This window comes from Flavobacterium sp. SH_e, assembly GCF_025717045.1.
GTDB lineage: Bacteria > Bacteroidota > Bacteroidia > Flavobacteriales > Flavobacteriaceae > Flavobacterium.
The window spans coordinates 20,114-46,388 of sequence record NZ_JAOVZN010000009.1; the positions used below are offsets into that span (position 1 = coordinate 20,114).

Genomic DNA, 26,275 nt, shown 5'->3' on the forward strand with positions numbered 1-26,275 from the left:
ACTATAAATAGCAAACCCGACAGATTTTTAAAAATCTGTCGGGTTTTGTTTTTTAATCAATTAAAAAAATAAGATAAAAATAAGTTGCATTTGAGTCTTTTACATATATTTGATTAAAATTATTATATGAAAAATATTACTTTAATTCTTTTTCTAGTGTTAGGTTTTGCAGTTGGATGTTCATCTGATGAAGACAATAAATCGGGAGTGAATTCTTCAATTGTTATTGATGGAATAACCTTTAAACCCAATAAAGCAGTTTACTCCTATCAGCCGGCAAGTTTTGAATCTCAGAAAAGAGTTCGGTTTGTAATAAGCAATGAAGGAATGGAAGAATTCTTATATATTGATATTTCGTTTCCTGCAACTCAGAAAAGTTTGACTGGCGAATACTCATTTGGAATTGGAACGGCTGATGAATTATTGGCAATGGCTGAGTTTTATGCTCCAGATAAAAGATATTATATTAGTGGATATTCTCTGAAAATAACAGATAATGGTGATTCTAATTTTAATTTTGAATTTGTTTCTCCAGAAGTTTATGATATAAACAATAAAAAAGTAAATTTTAAAGGTACGCTGAGCGGAAAAATCGTGATGGAATAACCTCAATAAAATTCAGAATCAATTAAAAATAAAACCCGACAGGTTTTTAAAAATCTGTCGGGTTTTATTTTTTAGAAGTTTCAAATTTCCAATATCAGTATATACTATAAACTTAGACCGAAAACCAAAAACTATTATTTATGCATGTGTTGCATTTCGTAAATAAAAGTGTCTGCGTCAACTTTTTTGTCTACTAATGACAATGCTTTTGCAATAATATAATCTACATTACTTGGAGTAAATCCAAGAGCTACACTTATCTTTTTTAGAAGCACTTCTTGTTTGTCTTCTAGATGATGGTCAACATGTACCATACGGGTTAGGTCATACAAACGCTCCAAACGCTGTACATAAGAGTATGGCGGATTGATAGGATATTTTAAAGGATCACTAAGAATTTCTTCGTATTCTGACTCTGTAATTTCTAAACGAGAAGCCAATTTGTCTAAGAACTCTTTTTCTTCTGGATATACAACACCGTCAGCCAATGCTACGCGAACAATAGCAGAAAAGTGTCCTTTGTTTCTTTGTTTAAATTCGCTATCGAATAATTCTGAAAATGACATAATTATTTAAGTTTTTAAAACACAAATATAAATTTTATTTTACATTAACAATTTTAAATTTCTCATAAAATTTAACTTATTTTTATTGAAGGAATTGGAGGCTTGAATCTTTAATTCTGAAAATTAATCGTAAGTTTACAACCCCTAATTATTTAATTACAATATACCTATGTCACAATTTTGGATTTATTTTCAAATAGGATTAAAACACGTTTTGGATATCAATGCTTACGATCACGTTCTTTTTTTAATCGCCTTAACTGTTCCATATTTGTTTAAAGACTGGAAAAGAATTTTTCTTTTGGTTTCTATTTTTACAGTTGGTCACACTTTGGCTTTAATTCTTTCGGTTTACGGAATTATTGCAATAAAAGTGAATACTGTAGAATTCCTGATTCCAATTACAATTTTGATAACCGCTCTTTATCATTTATTTACGGCAGGTAAGACTTCTAAAAATGATAGTATAAATCTGGTATTTTTCATAACTTTATTCTTTGGAATTATTCATGGTTTAGGTTTTTCTAATTATTTCAAAACAATTTTAGGAGGTTCAGCAACCTCAAAATTGTTACCTTTGGGAGAGTTTGCCTTAGGAATAGAAGCTGCTCAGTTAATAGTAGTCTTTGTTGTTCTGGTAATTTCATATATAGTGCAGACAGTTTTTCGTTTTTCAAAACGAGACTGGGCACTTGTAATGTCGGCTTTCGTTATTGGAGTTGTAATTCCGATGATTATTGAAAGCCCAATTTGGAACAGATAAATTAAATGGAAATAAAAAAACTGAATAAATACGATAAAGCATATCTGCGAATTGCAAAAGAGTGGAGCCAGCTTTCTTACTGTAAACGTAAACAAGTCGGCGCAATTATCGTAAAAGACAGAATGATCATTTCGGATGGTTACAACGGAACACCATCTGGATTTGAAAATTGCTGCGAAGATGAAGACGGATTAACGCGCTGGGATGTTCTGCATGCCGAAGCAAATGCAATCCTGAAAGTAGCAAGATCAACGCAGTCTTGCGAAGGTGCAACATTATATATTACACTTTCGCCTTGTAAAGAATGCAGTAAATTAATTCATCAGTCGGGAATAAAAAGAGTGGTGTATCAAGATGGATATCGAGATGATTCCGGAATTCAATTTTTAATAAAAGCGGGTGTCGAAGTAGAACATATTCCTGTTTTAGAAGAGTAATGAAATTTAATTCGAAATATTTACCAATAGTCATAGGAGCAACTTTTGCTCTTGGAACAATTGCCGGAAGCTTGATGAATGCTCCTGCAAGTGACCAGCTTTTGGCTAAAAATTACTCCAAAACCAAACTTAACAAACTCATTGATTTTATCAATACCGAATATGTTGATAGCGTCAATACCGATTCGATTGTAAATCTTACAGTCGATAATATTCTTTCTAAATTAGATCCGCATTCAGTTTATATTCCGCCAAGCGAACAGGCTGAGGTTGCCGAAAGTATGAAAGGTGATTTCGTTGGAATCGGCATCAATTTTTATATGTATAAAGATTCGGTTGCGATTATAAAACCAGTAGAAAATGGCCCTTCGGCGAAAGCAGGATTAAAATCTGGAGACCGAATTTTATTTGCAGGAAAAACCAAATTATACGGTAGAAGACTGCCTTCTGATAGTTTGTTTTCGAAATTAAAAGGATTGCAAGGTTCTGAAATCGAACTGACTGTTTTTAGAAAATCAGAACAAAAGAAATTGAAGTTTAAAGTAAAAAGGGATATTATTCCAATTAAGAGCGTTGATGCTTCTTTAATGATTGGGAATAATATTGGCTACATCAAAATAAATCGTTTTGCAGAAACCACTTTCAATGAATTTAAAACTGGCTTAGCGAGATTAAAACAAAAAGGAATTCAGTCGCTTGTAATTGACCTTCGCGATAATGGTGGCGGTTATATGGAAGAAGCGATCGCCATTGCCGATGAGTTTTTAAAAGACAAACAATTAATCGTTTTCACGAAAAGCAAAAACGGCTCAACCGAAAAAACATATGCGACAAAAGCAGGAAGTTTTGAAACTGGAAAAGTATATGTTTTAATTAATGAAAATAGCGCTTCTGCGAGCGAAATTTTAGCAGGAGCAATTCAAGATAATGACCGCGGAACTATTGTTGGAAGACGTTCTTTCGGAAAAGGTCTGGTTCAAAGAGAAATGGATTTTAATGACGGATCTGCAGTAAGATTAACTGTGGCGCGTTATTATACCCCAACCGGAAGATCGATTCAGAAACCTTATAAAAAAGGGAACGAAGAATATTTTAAAGAATCAGAATCTAGAATTGCAACGGGAGAATTATACGCAAAAGATAGTATAAAAGTAGCCGATTCTTTAAAATTTAAAACTCCGAAAGGAAAAATCGTTTATGGCGGCGGCGGAATTGTTCCAGATGTTTTTGTCCCAATGGAAGCAGAGCATGGAAATGAAAATGTTGCTTATTTATTGCAAACAGGAATTGTTGGCCATTTTGTCTTTGAAGAATTAGATAAAAATAGAAATGCTTTTGCGGGAGATAATTTCAATGAGTTTTTGACTAAAATGAAAAGTTCAGATTTTTATTTCAAAAGATTTAAAAACTATATTTTAATGACAGGTCTGGACTTGAAATTGGATAAAACGAAAGCGCTCGTAAACCGTCATATTACAGCTGAATTTGCACGACAGCTGTTTGGAGAATTGTATTATTATGATGTAATCTTGAAAGATGATGCCATGATAAAAACAATTCTAGCTCCAAAGAAATAACTTCAATCTTTATATCATGAAAATAGAAGCCGTTGTTGATGCAGAAATCGAACTCTTGACTGCAATTAAAAAATCGGATGTTATGGCTTTGGAAACAATCCTTCATGATGATTTATTGTTTAATATGCCCGACGGACAAACCATAACTAAAGAGTTTGATTTGGAATCATATCGTTCAGGAAAGCTAAAAATTAATTCTTTGGAAGCGTCAGATCAAATTGTGAATATAATTGATGATTCGGCTGTTGTTGCTGTTACAGTTGCTTTAAAGGCAACTTACGATAATAATTCGATCAGCGGAGTTTTCAAATATATAAGAGTTTGGAAAAAATCGGGTAAGAATCTAAAAGTTATTGCAGGGAGCTGTGTTCAGTTGGCGTAAAGTTTGATGCAATAAAATAATATTAACTTAAAATAAAACATTGCGCACCTTGCGTAAATCCTCGCGAACTTCGCGGTTAAACTAAAATATATGAAAAATCTAAAAAGAATCAGTTTTCTAGTGCTCTTAATGACTTTTGTAATCTCTTGTACAACTATGAAAAATGATACCAATGCTATAGTTTCAGGAAAAGTAGACGGTATAGAAGCGGGTAAAGATGGTTACACAGCCAAAATTACAACAGACTCAAAAGAAGTATACTTTGCAACAATCAGTATTGTAAACGTTGGCGGGCCTCAGAATTACAAACAATTAAAAATTGGAGATGTAGTATCTGTTAAAGGAGAAAAATGGAAATCTGAAGATGAAAACCATATTAAAGTAACGGAAATCGTTTCGGTTAAATAAAAAGGCGAAAAAACTTAAAAAAATAAACCATATAAGTTATATAAGTTCATTTAAACTATGCGCAAAGCATACGTGAACTTGTATAACTTATATGGTTTAATAATTTTTATAGCGTATTATCGAATACTATCGTGAGCGTGAGTCTGTATGCCGTTATTCCATAAAGTTAAAATATCTGTTGCTACAGCAGCGCCACTTCCGGCTGCAATTGCCAATTGACTTCTCCACCCCGCTAAAGTTCCGATTACATAAATTCCGTCAGAAACTTTATGATCTTCGTTTTTAAGCTGAATACGTTGTTTTTCTGGAAGTGCTTTTTTATGAGGTTCAACAAATTGCATTAAACCTTCAATATCGAAAGTATTGGCAGAACCAATTCCGACTACGATATTTTTTGTTTTGTATGAATTCTTGTTGGTCACTACGGTAAATTCAGGATAACTGCCCTCAATTTTCATTACTTTCTCATTTGGAACCTGAGTAATGTGTGGATATGTTGTTGCTAAATCCTGTATACTTTCAGTTAAAAGTTCAGAACCTAATTTTCCTGGAGTAATTCCGTAAGCATTATAAAATATTGCCTCTTGTAAAGAAGAATTTTTCTGATGAGTAAAAATTCCTATTTTTTTGTCAGTAACAAAAGTTTTGTTCTTTGCGGATCCTAAGACAAGAGCACAAGACATTCCAGATACTCCTCCGCCAATAATTAAAACATCAAACATATTATCTGTTGTCATTCATTTTTTCTTCAATTCTTTTTGAAATTCTAAAAATCAAAAGAATCAAAACAGCGCAAAATGAAGCGGCGATTCCAATAAAAGCTACCATACTATCTCCTTGAAAAGGGTTTTTAAAGTCTAATAGCGTAATATTAAAAACGATTAAAGCTAATGCCAAAAGCACTAAGATTGAAGTGAAAATTTTCATAAGATTGTTTTTGTTTGTCTAAAATAATAAAGTAGAACTCTAGAAAAATGACTAAGAGTTTTATATTTAGAATAATTTACGGGGTAAATGTATAAAAATTAATTTTAGACGAACAAACCTTTAACATTAGCAGCGAATAATTTAACAGCAATTGCTAAAAGGATCACTCCAAATGTCTTACGAACCACGCCAAGTCCGTTTTCTCCTAGTAAATTTTCGATTTTTTTAGAAGATTTTAAAACGATATAAACCAAGATAATATTTAGCAAAATTGCGATAATAATATTAATGGTATGAAATTGAGATCGAAGCGATAATAAAGTGGTCATTGTTCCTGCTCCGGCGATTAGAGGAAAAGCCAATGGTACGATAGAGGCAGAGCCAGGTTCTTCATCACGATAAATTCTGATTCCTAAAATCATTTCTAAAGCAAGAAAAAATAATACAAACGACCCTGCAACGGCAAATGAATGGACATCAATGCCAATTAAGTTTAATAAACCTTCTCCAACAAAAAGAAAAACAATCATAATCGCTCCTGCAACGATAGAAGCTTTTTCAGATTCTATGTGACCGACTTTTGCTCTTAAATTCACAATAATAGGAATTGATCCAACAATATCAATTACGGCAAAAAGTACCATACTAACGGTAATGATTTCTTTAAAATCGATTTCTAACATATCGCTTTGATTTTTAGGGATTAAAAAACTGCTGCAAAAGTAGTTAATAAAGTTAGGTGATTTTTCGATAGATTGTATTTTTGTTATAAAAACATGTTTTATTGATTAAAAAAGTGATATTTGTAACAATTATTGTTTTCTTTTGCATTTAGTAAAACTTATAATAGGTTTAACCGCAAAGCACGCAAAGTTAAATTCGCAAGGTTCGCAAAGTTAGAATAGGTATTGGAAATCTTTATGTATAAACTTTGCGAAACTTTGCGTAAATCCTTGCGAACTTTGCGGTTAAATTTCATCCTATTTTATCTCCTTTCTTTGACTATCTTTGCACTTTATAAATTACAGTATTAAATATCATGTTTCAGTTAGGTAAAACTATTATTTCAGAAGACATTCTGGAAAAAGAATTTGTGTGCAACTTGTCTGCTTGTAAAGGAGCTTGTTGCGTTGATGGAGATGCGGGCGCGCCTTTAAATGAGGCTGAAACTAAAATCTTAGAAGAAATCTATCCTAAAGTAAAACCTTTTTTAAGAAAAGAAGGAATAGAAGCAATCGAGGCGCAGGGAACTTGGGTAAAGGGAACTGATGGCGATTTAGAAACTCCGCTTATTGATAATAAAGATTGTGCTTATGTAATTTTCGATGGAAAAACTGCACTTTGCGGAATCGAACAAGCGTACAACCAAGGAGTCGTTGATTGGAAAAAACCAGTTTCTTGTCATTTGTATCCAATTCGCGTAAAAGACTTCACAGAATTTGCGGCGGTCAATTATGACAAATGGGATATTTGCGATGATGCTTGTTCGTTAGGTAAAGAATTGGAAGTTCCAGTTTACAAATTTGTAAAAGAAGCGTTAATTAGACGTTTTGGAGAAGACTGGTATTTAGAACTTGAAAAGGTTGCTGAAGAGCATAAAAATTCCTAAAATCAACACTGAAAAATATAGTCTTTTTGACTACATCTTTTGACTCAAAAAAATAAAGTTTTGACTCAAAAAAAACTTTTTAAAACTATTTAAAATTTCTTGCTTTTTATTCGAAAAAGTCTATATTTTACGGGCTTTAAGGAATAGAAAGTGTTTTTAATCGACTCATTAGCAGTAAATTAATTATTGTCTGAAAAAATTCTCAAATTTAGGCCTTTGTTAAAAACTACGTCCGATTGTGAATAAGTTTGGCTTTTATTTTTGACGTTAATTGACAATCTTTGTAGTCTACTGAATGAGTAAAAATTCAATAAAAAAAATTAACAGAATCTGTCATGTCACAAATCGAACCAATATTACAAGAAAATAAAAATCGCTTCGTTATTTTTCCGATTAAACATCATGATATTTGGGAATGGTATAAGAAGATGGAAGCTAGTTTTTGGACTGCAGAAGAAATCGACTTGCACCAAGATTTGACAGACTGGAATAATAAGTTGAATGACGACGAAAGATATTTCATTAAACATATTTTAGCATTCTTTGCGGCTTCTGATGGAATCGTAAACGAAAATCTTGCTGAAAACTTTGTAAATGAAGTACAATACGCTGAAGCGAAATTTTTCTACGGATTTCAAATCATGATGGAGAATATCCATAGTGAAACTTATTCGTTGTTAATTGACACTTACGTTAAAGACGAAGCAGAAAAAACAGAATTGTTTAATGCTTTAGAAGTATTTCCTGCAATTGCTAAAAAAGGAGAGTGGGCTTTAAAATGGATCGAGTCTGATTCATTTGCTGAAAGGCTAATCGCTTTTGCTGCTGTTGAAGGAATCTTTTTCTCAGGAGCTTTCTGCTCAATTTATTGGTTGAAAAAACGTGGTTTAATGCCAGGTTTAACATTCTCTAATGAGTTGATTTCTCGTGACGAAGGCGTACATTGTGATTTTGCGGTTCACTTGCACAATCACCATTTGGTAAACAAAGTTCCAAAAGACAGAATTAAAGAAATTATTGTCGATGCTTTAGATATCGAAAGACAGTTTGTAACTGAATCTCTTCCGGTAAGTTTAATTGGTATGAACGCTACTTTAATGACACAGTACTTAGAGTTCGTTGCCGATAGATTATTAGTAGAGTTGGGTTGCGAGCGTGTATACGGATCAGCGAATCCATTCGATTTCATGGACATGATTTCGCTTCAAGGAAAAACTAATTTCTTTGAAAAACGTGTTGCAGAGTATCAAAAATCTGGTGTGATGAACACAGATAGTGACGCTCAAAAAATTTCATTTGATGCAGATTTTTAGACAACAAAAATACTTTTAGTGTCTATCTTCTAGAGATGCTAAAAAAAGATTACAAAAAAATATTTTAAGGTTGAATCTCTTTCCCCAAGTCATAGATTCAATAGCAATTTTTGACGCATTTAAATTCGAAATTCGAATTTGAAACGAGTAACTATTGAGAATTCGGTAATTCTCAAAAAATAATTTAAAAACACGCAATGTTTAAGTGCTGGAGTTCGTTCTCTAGGTACTTTCATTTTTTCAATAACTATAAAAGGTAAGCTTATGTATGTAGTAAAAAGAGATGGCCACAGAGAGCCCGTAATGTTTGATAAGATTACAGAAAGAATCAAAAAATTGTGTTACGGCTTGAATGAGCTCGTAGATCCAGTAAAGGTAGCGATGAGAGTTATCGAAGGATTGTATGATGGGGTTTCGACTTCTGAACTTGATAATCTTGCGGCAGAAACAGCGGCTTCTATGACAATTGCGCATCCAGATTATGCTCAATTGGCAGCTCGTGTAGCAATTTCTAACCTGCATTCAAACACTAAAAAATCTTTCTCTGAAACGATGAAAGATATGTACAATTACGTAAATCCAAGAAACGGACAAGATGCGCCGTTAATTGCTGATGACGTGTACAAAGTAATTCAGGAAAATGCTGCTTTTTTAGATTCTCATATCATTTATACGAGAGATTTTAATTACGACTACTTTGGTTTTAAAACTTTAGAGCGTTCTTATCTTCTTAAAATAAACGGAAAAATCGTAGAGCGTCCGCAGCACATGTTAATGCGTGTTTCTGTGGGTATTCACTTAGATGATTTAAAATCGGTTATTGAAACTTACGATTTAATGTCTAAAAAGTTCTTTACGCACGCAACGCCAACGTTGTTCAACGCAGGAACTCCAAAACCTCAAATGTCTTCTTGTTTCCTTTTGGCAATGCAGGATGATAGTATTGATGGAATTTACGATACATTAAAACAAACAGCAAAAATCTCGCAATCAGCGGGAGGAATCGGACTTTCTATTCATAACGTTCGTGCAACGGGATCTTATATTCGTGGTACAAACGGAACTTCAAACGGAATTGTTCCGATGTTGAGAGTGTTCAATGATACTGCTCGTTACGTAGATCAAGGTGGAGGAAAACGTAAAGGAAGTTTTGCGATTTATATCGAAACTTGGCATGCTGATATTTTTGAATTCTTGGATTTAAAGAAAAATACTGGAAAAGAAGAAATGCGTGCGAGAGATTTATTCTTCGCAATGTGGACTTCAGATTTATTCATGAAACGTGTTCAGGAAGATTCAACATGGACTTTAATGTGTCCTAACGAATGTCCAGGATTATATGACGTTTACGGAGATGAATTCGAAGCATTATATACTGATTACGAATTTAGAGGAAAAGGAAGAAAAACGATCCGTGCTCGTGAATTATGGGAGAAAATCCTAGAATCTCAAATCGAGACTGGAACACCATATATGTTGTACAAAGATGCTGCAAACCGCAAATCGAATCACAAGAATTTAGGAACAATTCGTTCTTCTAACTTGTGTACAGAGATTATGGAGTTTACATCTAAAGATGAAATTGCAGTTTGTAACTTGGCTTCTATTTCGTTGCCAATGTTCATCGAAAACGGACAATTTGATCACCAAGCACTTTACAATGTTACAAAACGTGTAACTCGTAACTTGAACAAAGTAATCGACAGAAACTATTACCCAGTAAAAGAAGCTGAAAACTCTAATATGCGTCACCGTCCAGTTGGTTTAGGTGTGCAAGGTTTAGCAGATGCTTTCATTATGTTGCGTATGCCGTTTACAAGCGATGAAGCTAAAAAATTAAACCAAGAGATTTTCGAAACATTATACTTCGCTGCCGTAACTGCTTCTATGGAAATGGCAAAAGAAGAAGGGCCATATTCAACTTTCGAAGGTTCGCCAATGTCACAAGGAGAATTCCAACACAATATGTGGGGAATGAAAGATGAGGAATTATCAGGCCGTTGGGACTGGGCTTCATTAAGAAAAGAAGTAGTGGAACATGGAGTTCGTAACTCATTGTTAGTTGCGCCAATGCCAACTGCATCGACTTCTCAGATTTTAGGAAACAACGAAGCTTTCGAGCCATATACTTCAAACATTTACACACGTCGTGTATTGTCTGGAGAGTTTATCGTAGTAAACAAACATTTACTAGAAGACTTAGTAAAACTAGGTTTATGGAATGAAGACTTGAAACAAGAAATCATGCGTCATAACGGATCTGTTCAAAACATCGATAAGATTCCACAAGACTTGAAAGATCTTTATAAAACAGTTTGGGAAATGTCGATGAAAGATATTATCGATATGTCTCGCCAAAGAGGATATTTCATTGACCAGTCTCAATCGTTGAACTTGTTCATGCAAGATGCTAACTATTCTAAACTAACGTCAATGCATTTCTACGCTTGGCAGTCAGGTTTAAAAACAGGAATGTATTACCTAAGAACAAAAGCGGCTGTAGATGCGATTAAATTCACATTAAACAACGATAAAAAAGAAGAGACAGCTCCGTCTTTAGTTCAAGAAACTGAAGCAATCAGCGTTGAGGATTACAAAGCGATGCTTTTAAAAGCACAAGCCGCAGATCCAGAGGATTGTGAAATGTGTGGATCTTAATTTTTACTAGAAGAAAGAGAATAGAACAAAGAAGAAAGATTTGTTCTTAATTATTATAGAAAGCAGTTGTCATTTTGATAACTGCTTTTTTGTTTTATACAATATGCTTCAAACATAAGCCCCTATTTTTAATATTTTATTTCAATTCCTCCCGTGGTTGAAATCATGGGCTATGTTGATTGTTGTTTAATTTTAGAATTTGTTTGCTTCCTTATTAAAAGAAAGATGAATCTCGACTATTCTAAAATAAGGATTGCAAAGAAACCAGTTTCTGGATTGTTTTGATTGGCAGATAGCCACGAATTCACGAATTTTATTTTTTAAAATCTGTGAAATTGAATTTTATAAACACAAAGATTTGCACTAATTCATGAATTCGTGGCGAAAAAAACTTAGCATCCTAGTAGCTTAGAACCTAATTTTAATATTCTCATTTTAAGGCCAAATTTTTATATTATCATACAAAACCTGCTAAATTTGTTAAGAAATCCTTTTTTGTTTCATAAAATGCAATCTTTTTTTTGGTGCACTAAAAATAATTTATACATTCGCAGAGAATTTACAAAATAACACAAACAAAATGGCAAGTAACCGTTTTTATTTTAGCAACAATTTTTATTTCTTCTTTAGTAGAAGTCAGGATTGTGCTATGGTTATTTGAGATCAAATTTTAAGACAAATAAAACTAATATACAATCCTGATGCAAATCAGGATTTTTTTTTGACTATATGACAACGAAAATTGCAATACAAGGTATTAAAGGATCATTTCATCATCAAGTTGTGAAAGAATATTTCTCTGAAAATGTGGATATTGATGAGTGTTTATCTTTTGAAGAATTGATCGACAGCCTTATTGCCGGAAAATCTGATCAGGCCGTAATGGCGATCGAAAATTCAATTGCAGGGCCGATTATTCCGAATTATGCTTTGATTGATAAGAATAATTTACACATAATTGGAGAGCATTATTTAAATATTCAGCAAAATTTAATGGCTTTAAAAGGTCAGAAAATTGAAGATATAAGAGAAGTTCATTCTCACCCAATGGCACTTTTGCAGTGTATGGATTTCTTGAAACAATATCCAAATATCAAATTGGTTGAGGATAAAGATACAGCGGAAACGGCAAGAAGAATTCAGGAAAAGCAGTTAACCGGAATTGCAGCAATTGCAAGTGTAACGGCAGCTGAAATGTACGATTTGGATATTATTGCACCGTCGATTCAAACGATCAAAAATAATATGACTCGTTTCGTAATCATTAAAAAGCAGAATTCATTTTTGCCAGAAAGCGAAATTAATAGAGCATCTGTAAAATTTGAATTAGATCATAAAAGAGGAAGTTTAGCTGCGGTTTTGAATGTAATGAGTGACTGCAAATTGAATTTGACAAAAATCCAATCGCTTCCTAAGATTGAAACACCTTGGAAATATTCATTCTTCGTAGACGTAACATTTGAGAAATACGAAGATTTTGCAAAAGCCAAAACGTTATTAAATATTATGGCAGAATATTTTAAAGTGTTGGGAGAATATAAAAATACAAAACCATAAGGAAGTTAAGGGTTATTAGTTAAAAGTTAGAAGTTAAAAAAGAAAGCCTAAAGCTTATAGCCTAAGGCCTAAAGCAATAAAAAAATGATTACAACAGCAAAACGATTAGACACAGTTGAAGAATACTACTTCTCATCAAAACTAAGAGAAGTTCGTCAGTTGATGTCTGAAGGAAAATCGATCATCAACATGGGAATTGGAAGCCCTGATTTGAGTCCGTCAAAAGCAGTAATTGAAGCAGTCGCTGCAGCAATTCAAGACGAAAACGGGCATGGTTATCAAAGCTATCAGGGATTACCAGAAATGAGGCAGGCGATGGCAGATTTTTATAAAGATCAGTTTGGTGTTGAAGTGAATCCTAATAATGAGATTTTACCATTGATGGGCTCAAAAGAAGGAATTATGCACATTTCGTTGGCATTTTTAAATGAAGGCGATAACGTTTTAATTCCGAATCCAGGTTATCCAACTTATACTTCGGTAACCAATTTGGTTCAGGCAGTTCCGGTTTATTATGATTTAAAAGAAGAAAACGGATGGGAACCAGATTTTGAAGCTTTAGAAAAATTAGATCTTTCGAAAGTAAAAATTATGTGGCTGGGATATCCGCACATGCCAACAGGAGCGAGAGGAAGTTTAGCGTTATTTGAAAAATTGGTAGCTTTTGCTAAAAAACACAATATATTATTGATCAACGACAATCCGTATAGTTTTGTTTTGAATGATAATCCGATGAGTTTATTGCAGGTTGAAGGAGCAAAAGATGTGGCTTTAGAATTGAATTCGTTAAGTAAAACATTCAACATGGCAGGCTGGAGAGTCGGAATGGTTTTAGGAAATCCTGAAATTATCGATGCGGTTCTAAAAGTTAAAAGCAACATGGACAGCGGAATGTATTACGGAATCCAAAAAGGAGCTATCGCAGCTTTAAAATGTGATAAATCTTGGTTCGAAGACCAAAACAAAATTTACAGACGCCGCAGAGAATTAACTGAAAAATTAGCTGAAAAGTTAAACTGTAAAGTATATAAAGAAGGAGTTGGTTTGTTCGTTTGGGCGAAACTTCCAGAAGGAATCGAATCAGCAGAGAAGTTCATTGACGAAATATTATATGAGAAACATATTTTTATTACACCGGGAACCATTTTTGGTAGCAACGGCGAAGGTTATATTAGATTCTCATTGTGTGTAAAAGAAGAAAAAGTACAAGAAGCGATTGATCGATTTTAGATTTTAGAATGTAGATTTCAGACTTTGCGAATCTTGCGTAAATCCTTTGCGGACTTTGCGGTTAAATAAGGTTGGAATTTGGAATTTTAAAATTGGTAATTAAAGAAATAGTATGAAAGTATACGTAATAGGAATAGGATTAATAGGCGGTTCGATGGTGCTGGACATCAAAGACCAACATCCAGATTCGACAATTTTTGGAATTGATAGTAACGAAAAGCATTTGCAGGAGGCCATTGATTTAGGAGTTATCGACGAAGCGGGAAGTTTTGAAGATTTAGCTGAAGCCGATTTTGTAATCGTTTCGGTTCCAGTAGATGTTGCGCTGACAGTTTTGCCGAAAGTTCTGGATGTTGTTGGAGACAAGACAATTGTCTTTGAAGTAGGATCGACCAAAAAGCCAATCTGTGATGCAGTAGCGAATCATCCGAAAAGAAGAAATTTTATCGCAACGCATCCAATTGCAGGAACAGAGTTTTCTGGACCTTCAGCGGCAATAAAAGGTTTGTTTAAAGGAAAAACAAACATTATTTGTGAAGTGGAAAAAACCACTTTTAAACTGCAAGAAAAGGCATTAAATCTTTTTGCAGAAATTGGAATGAGAATTCGATATATGGATCCCGTTTCACACGATAAACACATTGCTTACGTTTCGCATTTATCGCACATTAGTTCGTTTATGCTTGGGAAAACGGTAATGAATAAAGAAAAGGACGAACAGGATATTTTCGATATGGCGGGAAGTGGATTTGAAAGCACCGTTCGTCTAGCAAAAAGTTCGCCAGCAATGTGGACACCGATTTTTAAACAAAATAAAGAACACGTTCTGGAAACATTAGAAGCATATATTTCAAACCTAAGTCGGTTTAGAGATTTGTTGAAAGAAGAAGATTATAATGCCATTTTTCATGAAATGGAAAGCACAAATAAAATAAAAGAAATACTAAACGGATTAACAACAACTAAAAAGTAAAATTAGATTAAGATGGAAAATAAGAAAGAAATGAGAAAGTGGTTAGAAGATTTCAATTTAAATCACCCACTTGTGATAGCTGGACCTTGTAGTGCAGAAACTGAAGATCAAGTTTTGAAAATCGCTCACGAATTAAAAGATTCAAAAGTAAGCGTTTTCAGAGCAGGAATCTGGAAACCAAGAACTCGTCCAGGAGGATTTGAAGGTGTTGGTGAAATTGGATTAAAATGGTTACAAAAAGCTAAAGCTGAAACTGGTTTATTAATGGGTACTGAAGTGGCAACTGCAGCGCACTGTAAACTAGCTTTAGAACACGATATCGACGTATTATGGGTTGGTGCACGTACAACTGCAAACCCTTTTGCAGTTCAAGAAATTGCTGATACTTTAAAAGGAACTGATAAAATTGTTTTGGTAAAAAACCCTGTAAACCCAGATTTAGCTTTATGGTTAGGTGGTGTTGAACGTTTACACATGGCAGGTATCGAGAAATTAGGAGTTATCCATAGAGGTTTCTCTACTTACGAAAAAACAAAATACAGAAACATTCCAGAATGGCAAATTGCTATCGAATTGCAAAATAAATTCCCTGATTTACCATTAATTATTGATCCATCTCACATTACTGGAGATCGTAAAATGATTTTCGAAGTAACTCAAGAAGCTTTAGACTTGAACTACGATGGTATGATCATCGAAACACACTTTGACCCAGATAACGCTTGGTCTGATGCAGCTCAACAAGTAACTCCAGACGCTTTGAAACAAATCATTAAAGATTTGACTATCAGAAAAACGGATGATACTACAGACGAGTACAGCCAAAAAATGACTAAACTAAGAGCTAACATCGACGTTTTGGATGCTAACTTATTAGAGCTTTTAGGGAAACGTATGAAAGTGGCTGACGAAATTGGTCAAGTGAAAAAAGATGCAAACGTTGCAATTCTTCAAAACAATCGTTGGAACGAAATTTTAGGAAAAATGATTCTTGAAGGTGAGAAAAAAGGTCTTACAGAAGAGTTCGTTTTGAGAATGTTCAAAGCAATTCATCAAGAAAGTATTGGTCACCAAGAGAAAATTTTCAACGCATAATTTTTTCAAAAGACATAAGTGATATAAGTTAATTTAAATTGGAGTAAAACGAATCTCTAAATTTTCTTATAGCATTAATTAAAAATAGATTGTTTTTTAAGAATCCTCAACACTTTGAAAAAAGATTTGGGGATTTTTTTCTTTTGCAAAAAAATGATTAAAATTAAAAAGGCTAAATTCTGTAAAAAGTAATAGAATTTAGCCTTTAAGATTTACTTAATTAGAACCAGCGGTTTTGATTTTATCTCTTCCCACGAATTGTTTTTGAAAATCCACAACTTCTCAAGTACTATAGAATTTTCATTTTTCTTATATTTTGCCTTAATAGTATCTATATCAGTTTTATTCCAGTGAATATAAGTCATAGGGAAATTTTCAGATTTTGAATGATTTAAAAAGATCTTAACATATTTAGATTGCTTTTCATCTACGAATAAAATATTATTAGGATTATCTAACAACACAGTATTCTTAGTTGTTTGTGTAGTTTGTAAATCATCACGATTATACTTTACAAAAATTTCAGCAATTGGAAATTTGTCAGTTCCCAATAAGTTTTCACCTATTTTGTTTTTAATTTCAATAGATAAACTTGTTCCCAAGACAGCAGATTGATCTTTGGAGCGTAAGTTATTTTCTGATATTCCCATTACGATTAATAAAATAAAAAGTAGAACTTTCAAATGAAACAAATTAAATACCAATATTGTATAACATGCCATTTTGATAATTAAAGGTATTTGATCCAGGATTAAAACTCCCGACACTATAATAACCGTTATATTGACCATCCCAACCCCAGTTCATGTGCAATATGGCTTGATATGTACTTGCTCCTAAGCAAACACCATAATCATCTTTCTGATAAATTGTTGTTTGACTATAGCCATCACAAACCCATGCGTGTCCATTTATATAACTTCCTCCGGAATTAGTTCCTCCCGTTAAAATGACTGGAAGATTATTATTAAGGTTTTGAACGACAGTATTTAAGTTGAAATTGCCATAAGTTGCACTTTTATATCCAAATGTGTTTTTTAAAGCAGTTGCAGCATTTGATGTTACTGCACCTGAAGAACTACATCCATATGACATATTAACAGATGTACCAGCATCTTTCATTAAAAGTTGCGTATCATATGTACCATTTGAATATTGACCGTTGTTTGGCATATTATTCCAATTATAAATTGTAGGTCTTTGAAAATAACGCATAATTTGCGCCATTGATGTTGCAACACAACCGGTAGGAGCTTTGTATCCTAAGTAATAATTATAAGAACAGTTTAAAGCTAAAAGATTATTGTATCCATCTCCCTGCCCCCAATTTGTTGTTAAAAGTGGACCTTTAACATAAGTAGAATAATCTGGGCAGCTTGTTGGGTCTTCCGGCTCAACATAAGACGTTTTACTAGTTGTTTTTATTTGAGCAGCTTTATTTGTAATAGCGTTCCACTCATTTTTTATTTCTTTTGTTTGAACTTGATTGCTGCCAATTTGGGCTTGAATTTCTTTTTTTTGTCCTTCCATCCAATAAGCTACAGGAGGAATAATTTGCTGATCTGTAGTCGCAAAATTTCCTGAATCAGAATAGGCTAAAATTGGACTTACTCGATTGTCAGCAGCCAATATAATAAATCCGCCTTCGTTGTAATTTACAACATAAAAAGCACTTTCTTTTTTTGATGTAACATATTCCTTTGTGCTTTTGATAGTTCTATTTTGTATTACATTTTTTCCTGTAATACTTGTATTCTTAAAGAAATTTTGAGCAATTAAAATAATAGTTTCTTTAGAAACTTTATTTGTTGAATTTGATGAGGCATTAAGTTCTTCATCCTCTTTTTCATTACTGCAACTCGCCAAAAATAGTAGAGTAATTGCTAAAAAAAGAATCTTTGTTAATCCATAAAGATTGAATTTGGTTTGATTTGGGTTTGATTTGTTTTTTTTCATTTTTACGTTTTTTGTTAATAGATAGTTTTGTTTAAGAAAATTCTGTTATAAAAATATTAAAAGTAGTTTAATATTTGTTAATTAAATGCAAATATTTTTAAAAATACTATTTGACTTACTAAATAAATTTAATAAGTTTTTTAGTCTAATTATTTAAATTGTAGTGTAAATAAATTTTTAAATAATAGATTGAATAACTTTCCATTAGAAAAACTGTAATTTTGTCTTTTAAAATTTTTAGTTTTAAGAGCAATCTAAAATCTAAAATCAGAAATCTAAAATTTGAATGACAGGAACCGTATATAAATCTACAGGAAGCTGGTACACCGTAAAATCTGAAAATGGAGATTTTGTGGAATGCCGTATGAAAGGGAAATTCAGAATAAAAGGTATAAAAAGTACCAATCCTATTGCTGTAGGCGATATAGTCGATTATGAATTAGACGAAACTTCAGATGCCGTTACGGGAACGATTCATAATATTCATGAACGAAAAAACTATATCGTTCGTAAATCGGTTAATCTTTCTAAACAGATTCATATTATTGCTTCCAATATCGATCAAGTTTTCTTGTTGATTACAATTGATAATCCACCAACAACTACAAGTTTTATCGATCGTTTTTTGGTAACTGCCGAAGCATATGGAATTGAAGCAATCTTGATTTTTAATAAAATCGATACTTTAAATGATCAAACTTTAGATGATCAGCTTTATCTGCAACATATTTATTCTGAAATTGGATATAAATGTCTTCGAATTTCATCAACAGAAAACAAAGGCGTTGACAAGCTGAAAGAAATGATGATTGGAAAAGTAAGCATGTTTTCTGGACATTCTGGAGTTGGGAAATCAACTTTGGTAAATGCAATGGAATCAAGTCTTCATTTAAAAACTTCCGTAATTTCAGAACAAAGCAAGCAAGGTCAGCACACAACTACTTTTGCTGAAATGTATGATTTGTCTTTTGATGCCCGAATTATAGATACACCTGGAATTAAAGGTTTCGGAATCGTAGATATGGAACCATCAGAAATTAGTGGCTATTTTCCAGAATTCTTCAAATTAAAAGATCAATGTAAGTTTAACAATTGTTTACACAAAGAAGAACCGCATTGCGCTATAAAAGCTGCTTTGGAAAAAGACGAAATTGCTTGGTCACGTTACAATAGTTATCTTAAAATCTTAGAAGGTGATGAAGAACATTATCGTACAGATACGTATGGTGAAGATCGCGCCGCGAGTGATGAAACACGTAAGTAATTATGAATTGTGAATTGTGAATGGTTAATTATGATTAACTTAAAGAGTTCAATAATTATAACTTCTAAATAAAAAATCAATAAATAATAATTTACAATTAATCATTAAATGAAAATCGTTCTTCAAAGAGTTTCCGAAGCATCTGTAACTGTCGATTCTAATATTGTTGCAGATATTAAAAAAGGTTTACTGGTTTTAGTCGGAATAGAAGATGCTGATACGCAGGAAGACATTGATTGGCTTGCTGGAAAAATCATAAAAATGAGAATCTTTGGTGATGAAAATGATGTTATGAATTGTTCGGTTCAGGATATTGATGGTGATATTATTGTTGTGAGTCAGTTTACACTTCATGCATCAACAAAAAAAGGAAATCGTCCTTCTTATATAAAAGCTTCAAAACCAGATTTTGCAATTCCGACTTACGAAAACTTTGTAAAATCGATAGAAAAAGAATTTGGTAAAAAAGTGCAAACTGGAATTTTTGGTGCAGATATGAAAGTAAATCTACTAAATGATGGGCCTGTAACTATTGTCATGGATAGTAAAAACAAGGAGTAAAATATTATTAAACATTTGTTAAGGATTTCGCAAAAAAATATATATTTGACGAAAATACCTACTAATGAAAAAACTCTTTTGCGCATTCTTTTTTTTCTTATTTCTTGTTAATTCTTCTGCTCAAAAGAGCGATTATTCTATACTATCAATACCCGATAGTCTTAAGCAAAATGCCAATGCAGTCCTTCGATTAGACCAGATGGATATCGTTATCGCTTCGCAAAGAAGCATGAATATCAAAACGCAAAGAATAGTTTCTGTTTTAAATGATAAAGGACTAAATGATATTGACGCCTATAGTCATTATGATAAAACAACTTCAATCAAAAATATTGAAGCGATTGTTTATGACGCATTTGGAAACGAAATTAAAAAAATCAAGCGAAAAGATTTTAGAGATCAAAGCGCTGTAAGTGGCAGTACTCTTTTTTCAGATAACCGTGTGCTTTATTTAGATTATACTCCAATTTCATATCCTTTTACTATTGTTTATACATGCGAAGTTGAAACTTCGAATACCGCATTTATACCACAATGGTATTTTTTAGGCGGTTATTACTTAAGTGTAGAAAAATGTGTTTTAAATGTTACTTTTCCAAAAGAATTGGGCTTTAAAAAGAAAGAGTTCCGATTTAATGGTTTCAATATTAAAAAGACAGAAGAAACAGATACCAAACTAAGTTATTCAGCTACCAATCTTATTGCTCAAAAACAAGAAGATCTTAGTCCTAATCCATCAGACCTTTTTCCTAAAGTCATGATGGGATTAGAGAATTTTCACCTAGAAGGAGTTGATGGAAAAGCAACAACATGGGAAGCATTTGGTAAATGGTATGGAGAAAAAATCCTAACAGGAACTACCATTTTACCAGAAGAGACAAAAGCAAAAATCAAAGCTTTGGTTGGGAATGAAAAAGATCCCGTTAAGAAAGCAAAGATTATTTATGATTATGTTCAAAAGAAATCCAGATATGTAAATATTGCAGTTGGAATTGGCGGATGGAAACCAATGCTCGCCAGCGATGTAGATCGCTTAGGTTATGGTGACTGTAAAGCATTATCAAATTATACAAAAGCACTTTTGGAGGTTGTAGACGTCCCGTCTTACAATACTATTTTATATGGAGATCGCTACAAGTCAGATATTCAATCTGATTTTGTTTCGATGCAAGGAAACCACATGATTTTAGCAGTTCCAAACCAGAATAATTATATATGGTTAGAATGTACAAGTCAAGATGATCCGTTTGGATATCAAGGTGTTTTTACAGATGATCGCGATGTTTTGGTTGTAAAACCTGAAGGCGGAGAAATTGTCCGCACTAAAATCTACGATGACAAAGGAAATACTCAAGACGGAAAAGGAACTTATACAATTGATGAAACTGGGAATTTTTCTGGAGTTCTAAAAATAGCTTCACAAGGAAGTCAATACGCTTCTAAATCTCGAGTAGAAACCATGCAACCAAATGAAAAAGAAGAGCATTACAAAGATTACTGGGATAATATCAATAACTTAAAATTAGGTAAAATAACTTTTACGAATGATAAAGAAAATGTTCGTTTTACAGAAGATATTCAAGTAAGTGCTTCAAATTACGGAACACTTTCTGGCAATAAAATGATTTTTGTAGTTGATGCATTTAATCAATATACAGGGAATATAAAACGAATGAGAAATCGTAAAAATCCATTTCAAATCCAGCGCGGATATTTGGATACAGATGAAATCGAGATCAACCTTCCTGCAGGTTACAGTATCGAATTTCTTCCTTCAAATTATGAGTTAAAAGGAAAATTTGGTGAATATAAAACCGAAATAATAAAAAAAGAAAATAACAAACTAACGTATAAAAGGTCGATGTTCCTTAACAAAGGTAAATATTCGAATAAAGAATATGACGAATACCGTTTGTTTATGGAGCAGGTCTCTAGAAACGATAATGCCAAAATAATATTGACAAAAAATTAAACCAATTATAACCAATATAAACCAAGAATTACCAATGAAAATTATTAAACTATTTAGCCTCTCTATGATTCTATTAATCGCTCCCAAAGCGATTTCTCAAGAATTCAAATTAGGAAAGGTTTCTGTTGCAGAATTGGAACAGAAAGTCCATCCAAAAGATACTTCAGCAGTAGCAGCAGTTCTTTACAAAAAAGGAGTTTCCCGAATGGAATACGATCAAAATGATGGTTTTTACATGATGACTGATGTAGAAACACGTATCAAAATTTATAAAAAAGAAGGCTATGAATGGGCGAATCAACAAGTTTGGTATCGCAATACCACGAACTTAAAAGAACGTGTTTTTTTTACAGATGCAGTTACTTATAATTTAGTGAATGGTAAAATAGAAAAAACAAAATTAAAAAGTGATGGATCTTTTGATGAAGTCATTTCTAAATACAGAGGGCAAAAAAAGATAACGATGCCAAATGTAAAAGAAGGATCTGTAATCGAATTTCGCTACACCATTAAATGTCCAAATGAAGGAATAATTCGTGACTGGGATTTCCAAACCTCAATCCCTGTAAATTATTCTGAATATAAAGTTGCGTATCCAGAATATTATGTTTTTAAACCAGTACAAAAAGGATATTTATTCCCAAAAACTACAACATTAAAAAATCCGAAATCTGTAACAATAAACAGTAAAGAAAGAAGTGGCACATATTTGTCTAAGACTGAATTTTCGACAGATAAATTTGATTATTTAGAAACAGAAGTAACTTATGTAGCAGAAGATTTTCCAGCGTTAAAAGATGAAAGTTTTGTGAATAATATTGATAATTATACAGCAAGTATTCAGCACGAATTATCGTTGACTCATTTTCCAAATAGTCCGATAAAGGAATATTCTACAGATTGGAATTCAGTTGTAAGAACGATTTACGAATATGATGATTTTGGTCCAGAATTAAATAAAACTGGATATTTTGAAGAAGATTTGAAAAAAGTTTTGGCTGGAATAAACGGGCAGGATGAAAGAATCTGGACAATTTTAAATTATGTAAAAGCAAGTGTAAAATGGAATGGCTACACAGGTTATAGCTGTGATAGCGGAGTTAAAAAAGCATATAAAGAAAAAACAGGAAATATAGCAGATATCAATTTAATGCTTACAGCAATGCTTCGTTCTTCGGGTTTAACAGCAAATCCTGTTCTTGTAAGTACACGTTCTAACGGAATTGCATTGTTTCCAAATAGAAATGCATTTAATTATGTAATTGCCGCAGTAGAAACACCAAACGGATATATTTTATTAGATGCAACTGATAAATATTCGACTCCAAACGTTCTTCCTTTTAGAACATTAAATTGGTTTGGAAGATTAATAAGAAAAGATGGTTCTTCTGAAGAAATAGATTTAATGCCTAAAAAAGCATCAAATGATGTTGTCTTTATGAATTATGATATTAGTGCTGAAGGAAAAGTTACGGGAAAAACAAGAAGGCAGTGCACGGATTATAATGCAATGATCAGCAGAGAAAATTTCGAAAAATTAAAAGAAGAAGAATATCTTGAAAAATTAGAAAATAACAATGGAAAAATTGAGGTAAGCGAATATTCAAGAACAAACGAAAAAGAATTGCTTTCGCCAACAATTGAGACTTATTCATTTATCGGAAATGATTTGTGTGAGCTTATTGGCGGTAAGATTTATGTTAATCCAATGTTGTTTTTTACTGAGGACAAGAATCCATTTAAACAAGAATCACGCGAGTATCCAGTAGATTTTGGGTATCCGTTTATGGATAAGTACAATATTACAATCAAAATTCCAGATGGTTTTGCGGTCGAAACCTTGCCTGCTGCTGTTGCTTATAGTATGGAGAATAATCTAGGAAGTTTTAAGTTTAATATTGCAGCAAATGATAATGTTTTGCAATTAATGGTTGTCAATCAGATCAATGAGGCAATAGTTAACACAGAACAATATGAAATGCTGAAAGAGTACTACAAAGGAATGGTTGCGAAAGAAACCGAAAAAATAGTTTTAAAACGTATTTAATATGTTTCTAAGATCATTTCTAATTTGCATAGCTTTCTTTTGGGGCTTTACAAACACACAAGCTCAAAATTATGAGCTTGGAAAAGTAACTATAGCAGAGCTTAAAGAAAATGTTCATCCTAAAGATAGCAGCGCACCAGCTGCTATCTTGTTTAAAAAAGGAAGAACATATTTTACATACGACCGAAATACGGGTTTTATTGCAAATCATGTTTGCGAGGTAAAAATCAAAATTTACAAAAAAGAAGGCTTGAGTTGGGCCGATCAAAAAGTGCGTTTTTATATTGGATATGAAAATCTAAATGATGACCGTTTAGAATTCTCGGAAGCAGTTACCTACAATTTAGAAAATGGGAACATTGTAAAAACTAAACTTGAAAATCAAGGAGAATTTAAAAATAAAATTAATAAATACTGGAAAGAGAAGACAATCACTTTACCAAATGTAAAAGTGGGTTCTGTTATAGAATATAAATATGTTTTGAAATCTGAAAATCTGGTAAAGTTTCCTGATTTTGATATTCAATTTAAAATTCCAGTTAATTATTTTTATTATAAAACTCAAATTCCTGAATTCTATATTTATAAACCTATTTTAATTGGAGGAATTCCGCTTGAGACAGAATCAAAATTAACAAACGGATCACAGAGTTATGATAACAATTTTAGCCAAACTAATTCATTTAGCTATAAACAGATTGAATCTTACTATTCAGGAAAAGATGTACCTGCACTGAAAGATGAGCCTTATGTAAATAATTTAGAAAATTACCGAGGAAGTATTCAGCAAGAACTTGAAAGAGTTCGCCTTCCTGAACAGCCCGTTAAAGATTATAGTGTAACCTGGGAAGGTGTTGCAAAAACAATTTTTAAAGATGATGACTTTGGGAAACAATTAAACGAAACACTTTACTTTGCTGAAGATTTAAAAAAATTATTGGCAAATGTAGAATCCCAAAATGAACGATTAAAACTTGTTTTCACCTATGTTCAGAATCGAATGAATTGGAATGAAACCTATGGCTGTTACACAGACAAGGGTGTCAAAAAAGCCTATCAAGATCAAACCGGAAATGTTGCCGAAATCAATTTTATTCTAATAAATATGCTTCGAATGGCAGGAATTACTGCAAATCCAGTTTTAGTCAGCACAGTTGAAAACGGATTGCCAGTTTACCCTACACGAGCAGGATTTAACTACATAGTTGCCGCTGCAGAAATTGATGGAAAATTAACTTTACTAGATGCAACGCATAAATTTACCTCTCCTAATATTTTGCCATTAAACACCTTAAATTGGAAGGGAAGATTGGTAAGAAAAGATGGAACTTCGCAAGAAATAGAATTAGATCCAGCCTTGGCATCTAAAGAAAATTTTAATTTGATGGTTAAAATTAGTCCTGAAGGGAAAATGGATGGCAGTGCAAGAATTCAGCGAACAGATTATGATGCGTATCGATTTAGAGTAGAGAATAATGCAAAATCGGAGGATAATTATTTAGAGAAATTCGAGGAAGAACTTGGAGGCCTGACTATATCAAATTATAGAATTGAAAACCAGAAATCAAATATTGAACAGCCAATTGTCGAGACTTTTTCTTTTGTTTCAAATGGGCAGACAGAAATTATTGGAGGCAAAATTTTTGTAAATCCATTATTGTTTTTTACGAAAAGTAAAAATCCATTTAATCAGGAAAAAAGACAAATGCCTGTTTATTTCGGCTATAAAAATTCAGAAAAGTTTAGTCTTAGCATTGAAATTCCAGATGGCTACGCTATAGAATCAGTTCCAAAACCGGTGAGAATTACTTCAGAAGACAAGCAAATGTCATTTCTTTTAAATTTTTCCGTTGTAGAAAACAAAATTCAAATTGTGAGCATAAAAGAAATTAACAATAGTATTTTTGCAGCTGAGGATTACGAAATGCTTAAAGAGTTTTTTCAAAAGATTATCGTAAGCCAAAATGAAAAAATTGTTCTAAAAAAAGCTTAAGAAATGGATTTAAAAAACGCACAGTTAGATGTTGATACTTGGATAAAAGAGCACGGTGTTCGTTATTTCAACGAATTAACCAATATGGCGCAGCTAACAGAAGAAGTTGGAGAAGTGGCAAGAATCATTGCTCGTAGATATGGAGAACAATCTGAGAAAGAAAGCGATAAAAATAAAGATCTTGGCGAAGAATTGGCAGATGTTGTTTTTGTTGTGTTATGTTTAGCCAATCAAACAGGAATTGATTTACAAGCGGCTTTTGACAAAAAAATGGATTTGAAATCGGTTCGAGATAAAGACCGTCACAAAAACAATGATAAATTGAAATAATTGTGAAATATCACTCATAAGTTTTGAATTATGAGTTTTGAATTTTGAATT

The 26,275-nt window shown here is 32.7% G+C and carries 25 protein-coding genes; 19 read left to right on the forward strand and 6 right to left on the reverse strand.

The genetic code is table 11. From position 1 onward, the window contains the following. The first annotated feature begins 126 nt into the window (after nt 1-126). Nucleotides 127-606 (forward strand): hypothetical protein, encoded by a 480-nt coding sequence (locus tag OD917_RS21075; RefSeq protein WP_263525363.1) that lies wholly within the window; start codon nt 127-129, stop codon nt 604-606. Between the two features lie 134 nt (nt 607-740). Here OD917_RS21075 and OD917_RS21080 read toward each other — a convergent pair whose 3' ends face one another. Continuing rightward, nucleotides 741-1,172, reverse strand: a complete 432-nt coding sequence (locus OD917_RS21080) for a TerB family tellurite resistance protein (protein ID WP_263525364.1) — start codon at nt 1,170-1,172, stop codon at nt 741-743. Nucleotides 1,173-1,341: 169 nt separating this feature from the next. On the opposite strand from OD917_RS21080, the gene OD917_RS21085 reads away from it, so the two are divergent. The 5 genes from OD917_RS21085 to OD917_RS21105 all read left to right on the forward strand — a co-directional run bounded on the left by OD917_RS21085 (nt 1,342) and on the right by OD917_RS21105 (nt 4,739). Next, complete coding sequence (locus OD917_RS21085) at nt 1,342-1,935, forward strand: HupE/UreJ family protein (protein ID WP_111286982.1); 594 nt, start codon at nt 1,342-1,344, stop codon at nt 1,933-1,935. Nucleotides 1,936-1,940: 5 nt separating this feature from the next. Continuing rightward, entirely contained in the window at nt 1,941-2,372 is a 432-nt protein-coding gene (locus tag OD917_RS21090) for a deoxycytidylate deaminase (protein ID WP_263525365.1), read from the forward strand. Next, nucleotides 2,372-3,949: a S41 family peptidase gene (locus OD917_RS21095; protein ID WP_263525366.1), complete on the forward strand. Its 1,578-nt coding sequence runs from the start codon at nt 2,372-2,374 to the stop codon at nt 3,947-3,949. Before OD917_RS21090 ends, OD917_RS21095 begins: the two co-directional genes overlap by 1 nt. Nucleotides 3,950-3,965: 16 nt before the next feature. Beyond that, nucleotides 3,966-4,331 (forward strand): nuclear transport factor 2 family protein, encoded by a 366-nt coding sequence (locus tag OD917_RS21100; protein WP_263525367.1) that lies wholly within the window; start codon nt 3,966-3,968, stop codon nt 4,329-4,331. A gap of 90 nt (nt 4,332-4,421) precedes the next feature. Next, nucleotides 4,422-4,739 (forward strand): hypothetical protein, encoded by a 318-nt coding sequence (locus OD917_RS21105; RefSeq protein ID WP_263525368.1) that lies wholly within the window; start codon nt 4,422-4,424, stop codon nt 4,737-4,739. A gap of 116 nt (nt 4,740-4,855) precedes the next feature. Here the strand turns inward: OD917_RS21105 and OD917_RS21110 are convergent, their stop codons facing one another. The 3 genes from OD917_RS21110 to OD917_RS21120 all read right to left on the reverse strand — a co-directional run bounded on the left by OD917_RS21110 (nt 4,856) and on the right by OD917_RS21120 (nt 6,349). After that, a complete protein-coding gene (locus tag OD917_RS21110) occupies nt 4,856-5,461 on the reverse strand; it encodes an NAD(P)/FAD-dependent oxidoreductase (protein ID WP_263525400.1) in 606 nt (201 codons plus the stop codon). Nucleotide 5,462: 1 nt separating this feature from the next. Then, on the reverse strand, nt 5,463-5,666 hold the full coding sequence (locus tag OD917_RS21115) for a hypothetical protein (protein ID WP_008465053.1): 204 nt from the start codon (nt 5,664-5,666) through the stop codon (nt 5,463-5,465). A 104-nt stretch (nt 5,667-5,770) separates the two neighbouring features. Further along, nucleotides 5,771-6,349 (reverse strand): MarC family protein, encoded by a 579-nt coding sequence (locus OD917_RS21120; protein WP_091494800.1) that lies wholly within the window; start codon nt 6,347-6,349, stop codon nt 5,771-5,773. 356 nt (nt 6,350-6,705) lie between these two features. On the opposite strand from OD917_RS21120, the gene OD917_RS21125 reads away from it, so the two are divergent. From OD917_RS21125 to OD917_RS21155, 7 genes are all read left to right on the forward strand, one after another. Then, nucleotides 6,706-7,275, forward strand: a complete 570-nt coding sequence (locus tag OD917_RS21125; protein WP_198855470.1) for a DUF3109 family protein — start codon at nt 6,706-6,708, stop codon at nt 7,273-7,275. 335 nt (nt 7,276-7,610) lie between these two features. Further along, a complete protein-coding gene (locus tag OD917_RS21130; RefSeq protein WP_026728414.1) occupies nt 7,611-8,588 on the forward strand; it encodes a ribonucleotide-diphosphate reductase subunit beta in 978 nt (325 codons plus the stop codon). A gap of 264 nt (nt 8,589-8,852) precedes the next feature. Further along, nucleotides 8,853-11,246, forward strand: a complete 2,394-nt coding sequence (locus OD917_RS21135; protein ID WP_263525369.1) for a ribonucleoside-diphosphate reductase subunit alpha — start codon at nt 8,853-8,855, stop codon at nt 11,244-11,246. 729 nt (nt 11,247-11,975) lie between these two features. Continuing rightward, nucleotides 11,976-12,803, forward strand: coding sequence for a prephenate dehydratase (locus OD917_RS21140; protein ID WP_263525370.1), 828 nt, complete (start codon nt 11,976-11,978; stop codon nt 12,801-12,803). An 84-nt stretch (nt 12,804-12,887) separates the two neighbouring features. Continuing rightward, entirely contained in the window at nt 12,888-14,033 is a 1,146-nt protein-coding gene (locus OD917_RS21145; RefSeq protein WP_263525371.1) for a pyridoxal phosphate-dependent aminotransferase, read from the forward strand. Nucleotides 14,034-14,145: 112 nt separating this feature from the next. Continuing rightward, a complete protein-coding gene (locus OD917_RS21150; protein ID WP_263525372.1) occupies nt 14,146-15,006 on the forward strand; it encodes a prephenate dehydrogenase in 861 nt (286 codons plus the stop codon). A 12-nt stretch (nt 15,007-15,018) separates the two neighbouring features. Then, a complete protein-coding gene (locus OD917_RS21155) occupies nt 15,019-16,101 on the forward strand; it encodes a bifunctional 3-deoxy-7-phosphoheptulonate synthase/chorismate mutase type II (RefSeq protein ID WP_053472520.1) in 1,083 nt (360 codons plus the stop codon). 212 nt (nt 16,102-16,313) lie between these two features. On the opposite strand, the gene OD917_RS21160 is transcribed toward OD917_RS21155, so the two are convergent. Together OD917_RS21160 and OD917_RS21165 are read right to left on the reverse strand one after the other, a co-directional pair. Continuing rightward, nucleotides 16,314-16,751, reverse strand: a complete 438-nt coding sequence (locus OD917_RS21160; protein ID WP_263525373.1) for a hypothetical protein — start codon at nt 16,749-16,751, stop codon at nt 16,314-16,316. A gap of 43 nt (nt 16,752-16,794) precedes the next feature. Then, complete coding sequence (locus OD917_RS21165) at nt 16,795-18,057, reverse strand: C10 family peptidase (RefSeq protein ID WP_263525374.1); 1,263 nt, start codon at nt 18,055-18,057, stop codon at nt 16,795-16,797. A 286-nt stretch (nt 18,058-18,343) separates the two neighbouring features. Between OD917_RS21165 and rsgA the strand changes: the two genes are divergently transcribed. The 6 genes from rsgA (at nt 18,344) to OD917_RS21195 (ending at nt 26,224) form a co-directional block, all read left to right on the forward strand. Beyond that, on the forward strand, nt 18,344-19,321 hold the full coding sequence (rsgA, locus tag OD917_RS21170) for a ribosome small subunit-dependent GTPase A (RefSeq protein WP_263525375.1): 978 nt from the start codon (nt 18,344-18,346) through the stop codon (nt 19,319-19,321). A 108-nt stretch (nt 19,322-19,429) separates the two neighbouring features. Next, nucleotides 19,430-19,882 carry a D-aminoacyl-tRNA deacylase gene (dtd, locus tag OD917_RS21175; protein ID WP_129746513.1) on the forward strand — a complete coding sequence of 151 codons (453 nt, stop codon included), beginning with the start codon at nt 19,430-19,432 and terminating at the stop codon, nt 19,880-19,882. Between the two features lie 64 nt (nt 19,883-19,946). After that, complete coding sequence (locus OD917_RS21180; protein WP_263525376.1) at nt 19,947-21,854, forward strand: DUF3857 domain-containing protein; 1,908 nt, start codon at nt 19,947-19,949, stop codon at nt 21,852-21,854. A gap of 34 nt (nt 21,855-21,888) precedes the next feature. After that, nucleotides 21,889-23,901 (forward strand): DUF3857 domain-containing protein, encoded by a 2,013-nt coding sequence (locus OD917_RS21185; RefSeq protein ID WP_411970406.1) that lies wholly within the window; start codon nt 21,889-21,891, stop codon nt 23,899-23,901. A 1-nt stretch (nt 23,902) separates the two neighbouring features. Further along, nucleotides 23,903-25,894, forward strand: coding sequence for a DUF3857 domain-containing protein (locus tag OD917_RS21190; protein ID WP_263525378.1), 1,992 nt, complete (start codon nt 23,903-23,905; stop codon nt 25,892-25,894). A 3-nt stretch (nt 25,895-25,897) separates the two neighbouring features. Further along, nucleotides 25,898-26,224, forward strand: coding sequence for a nucleotide pyrophosphohydrolase (locus tag OD917_RS21195; RefSeq protein WP_012022600.1), 327 nt, complete (start codon nt 25,898-25,900; stop codon nt 26,222-26,224). Nucleotides 26,225-26,275 lie beyond the last annotated feature (51 nt).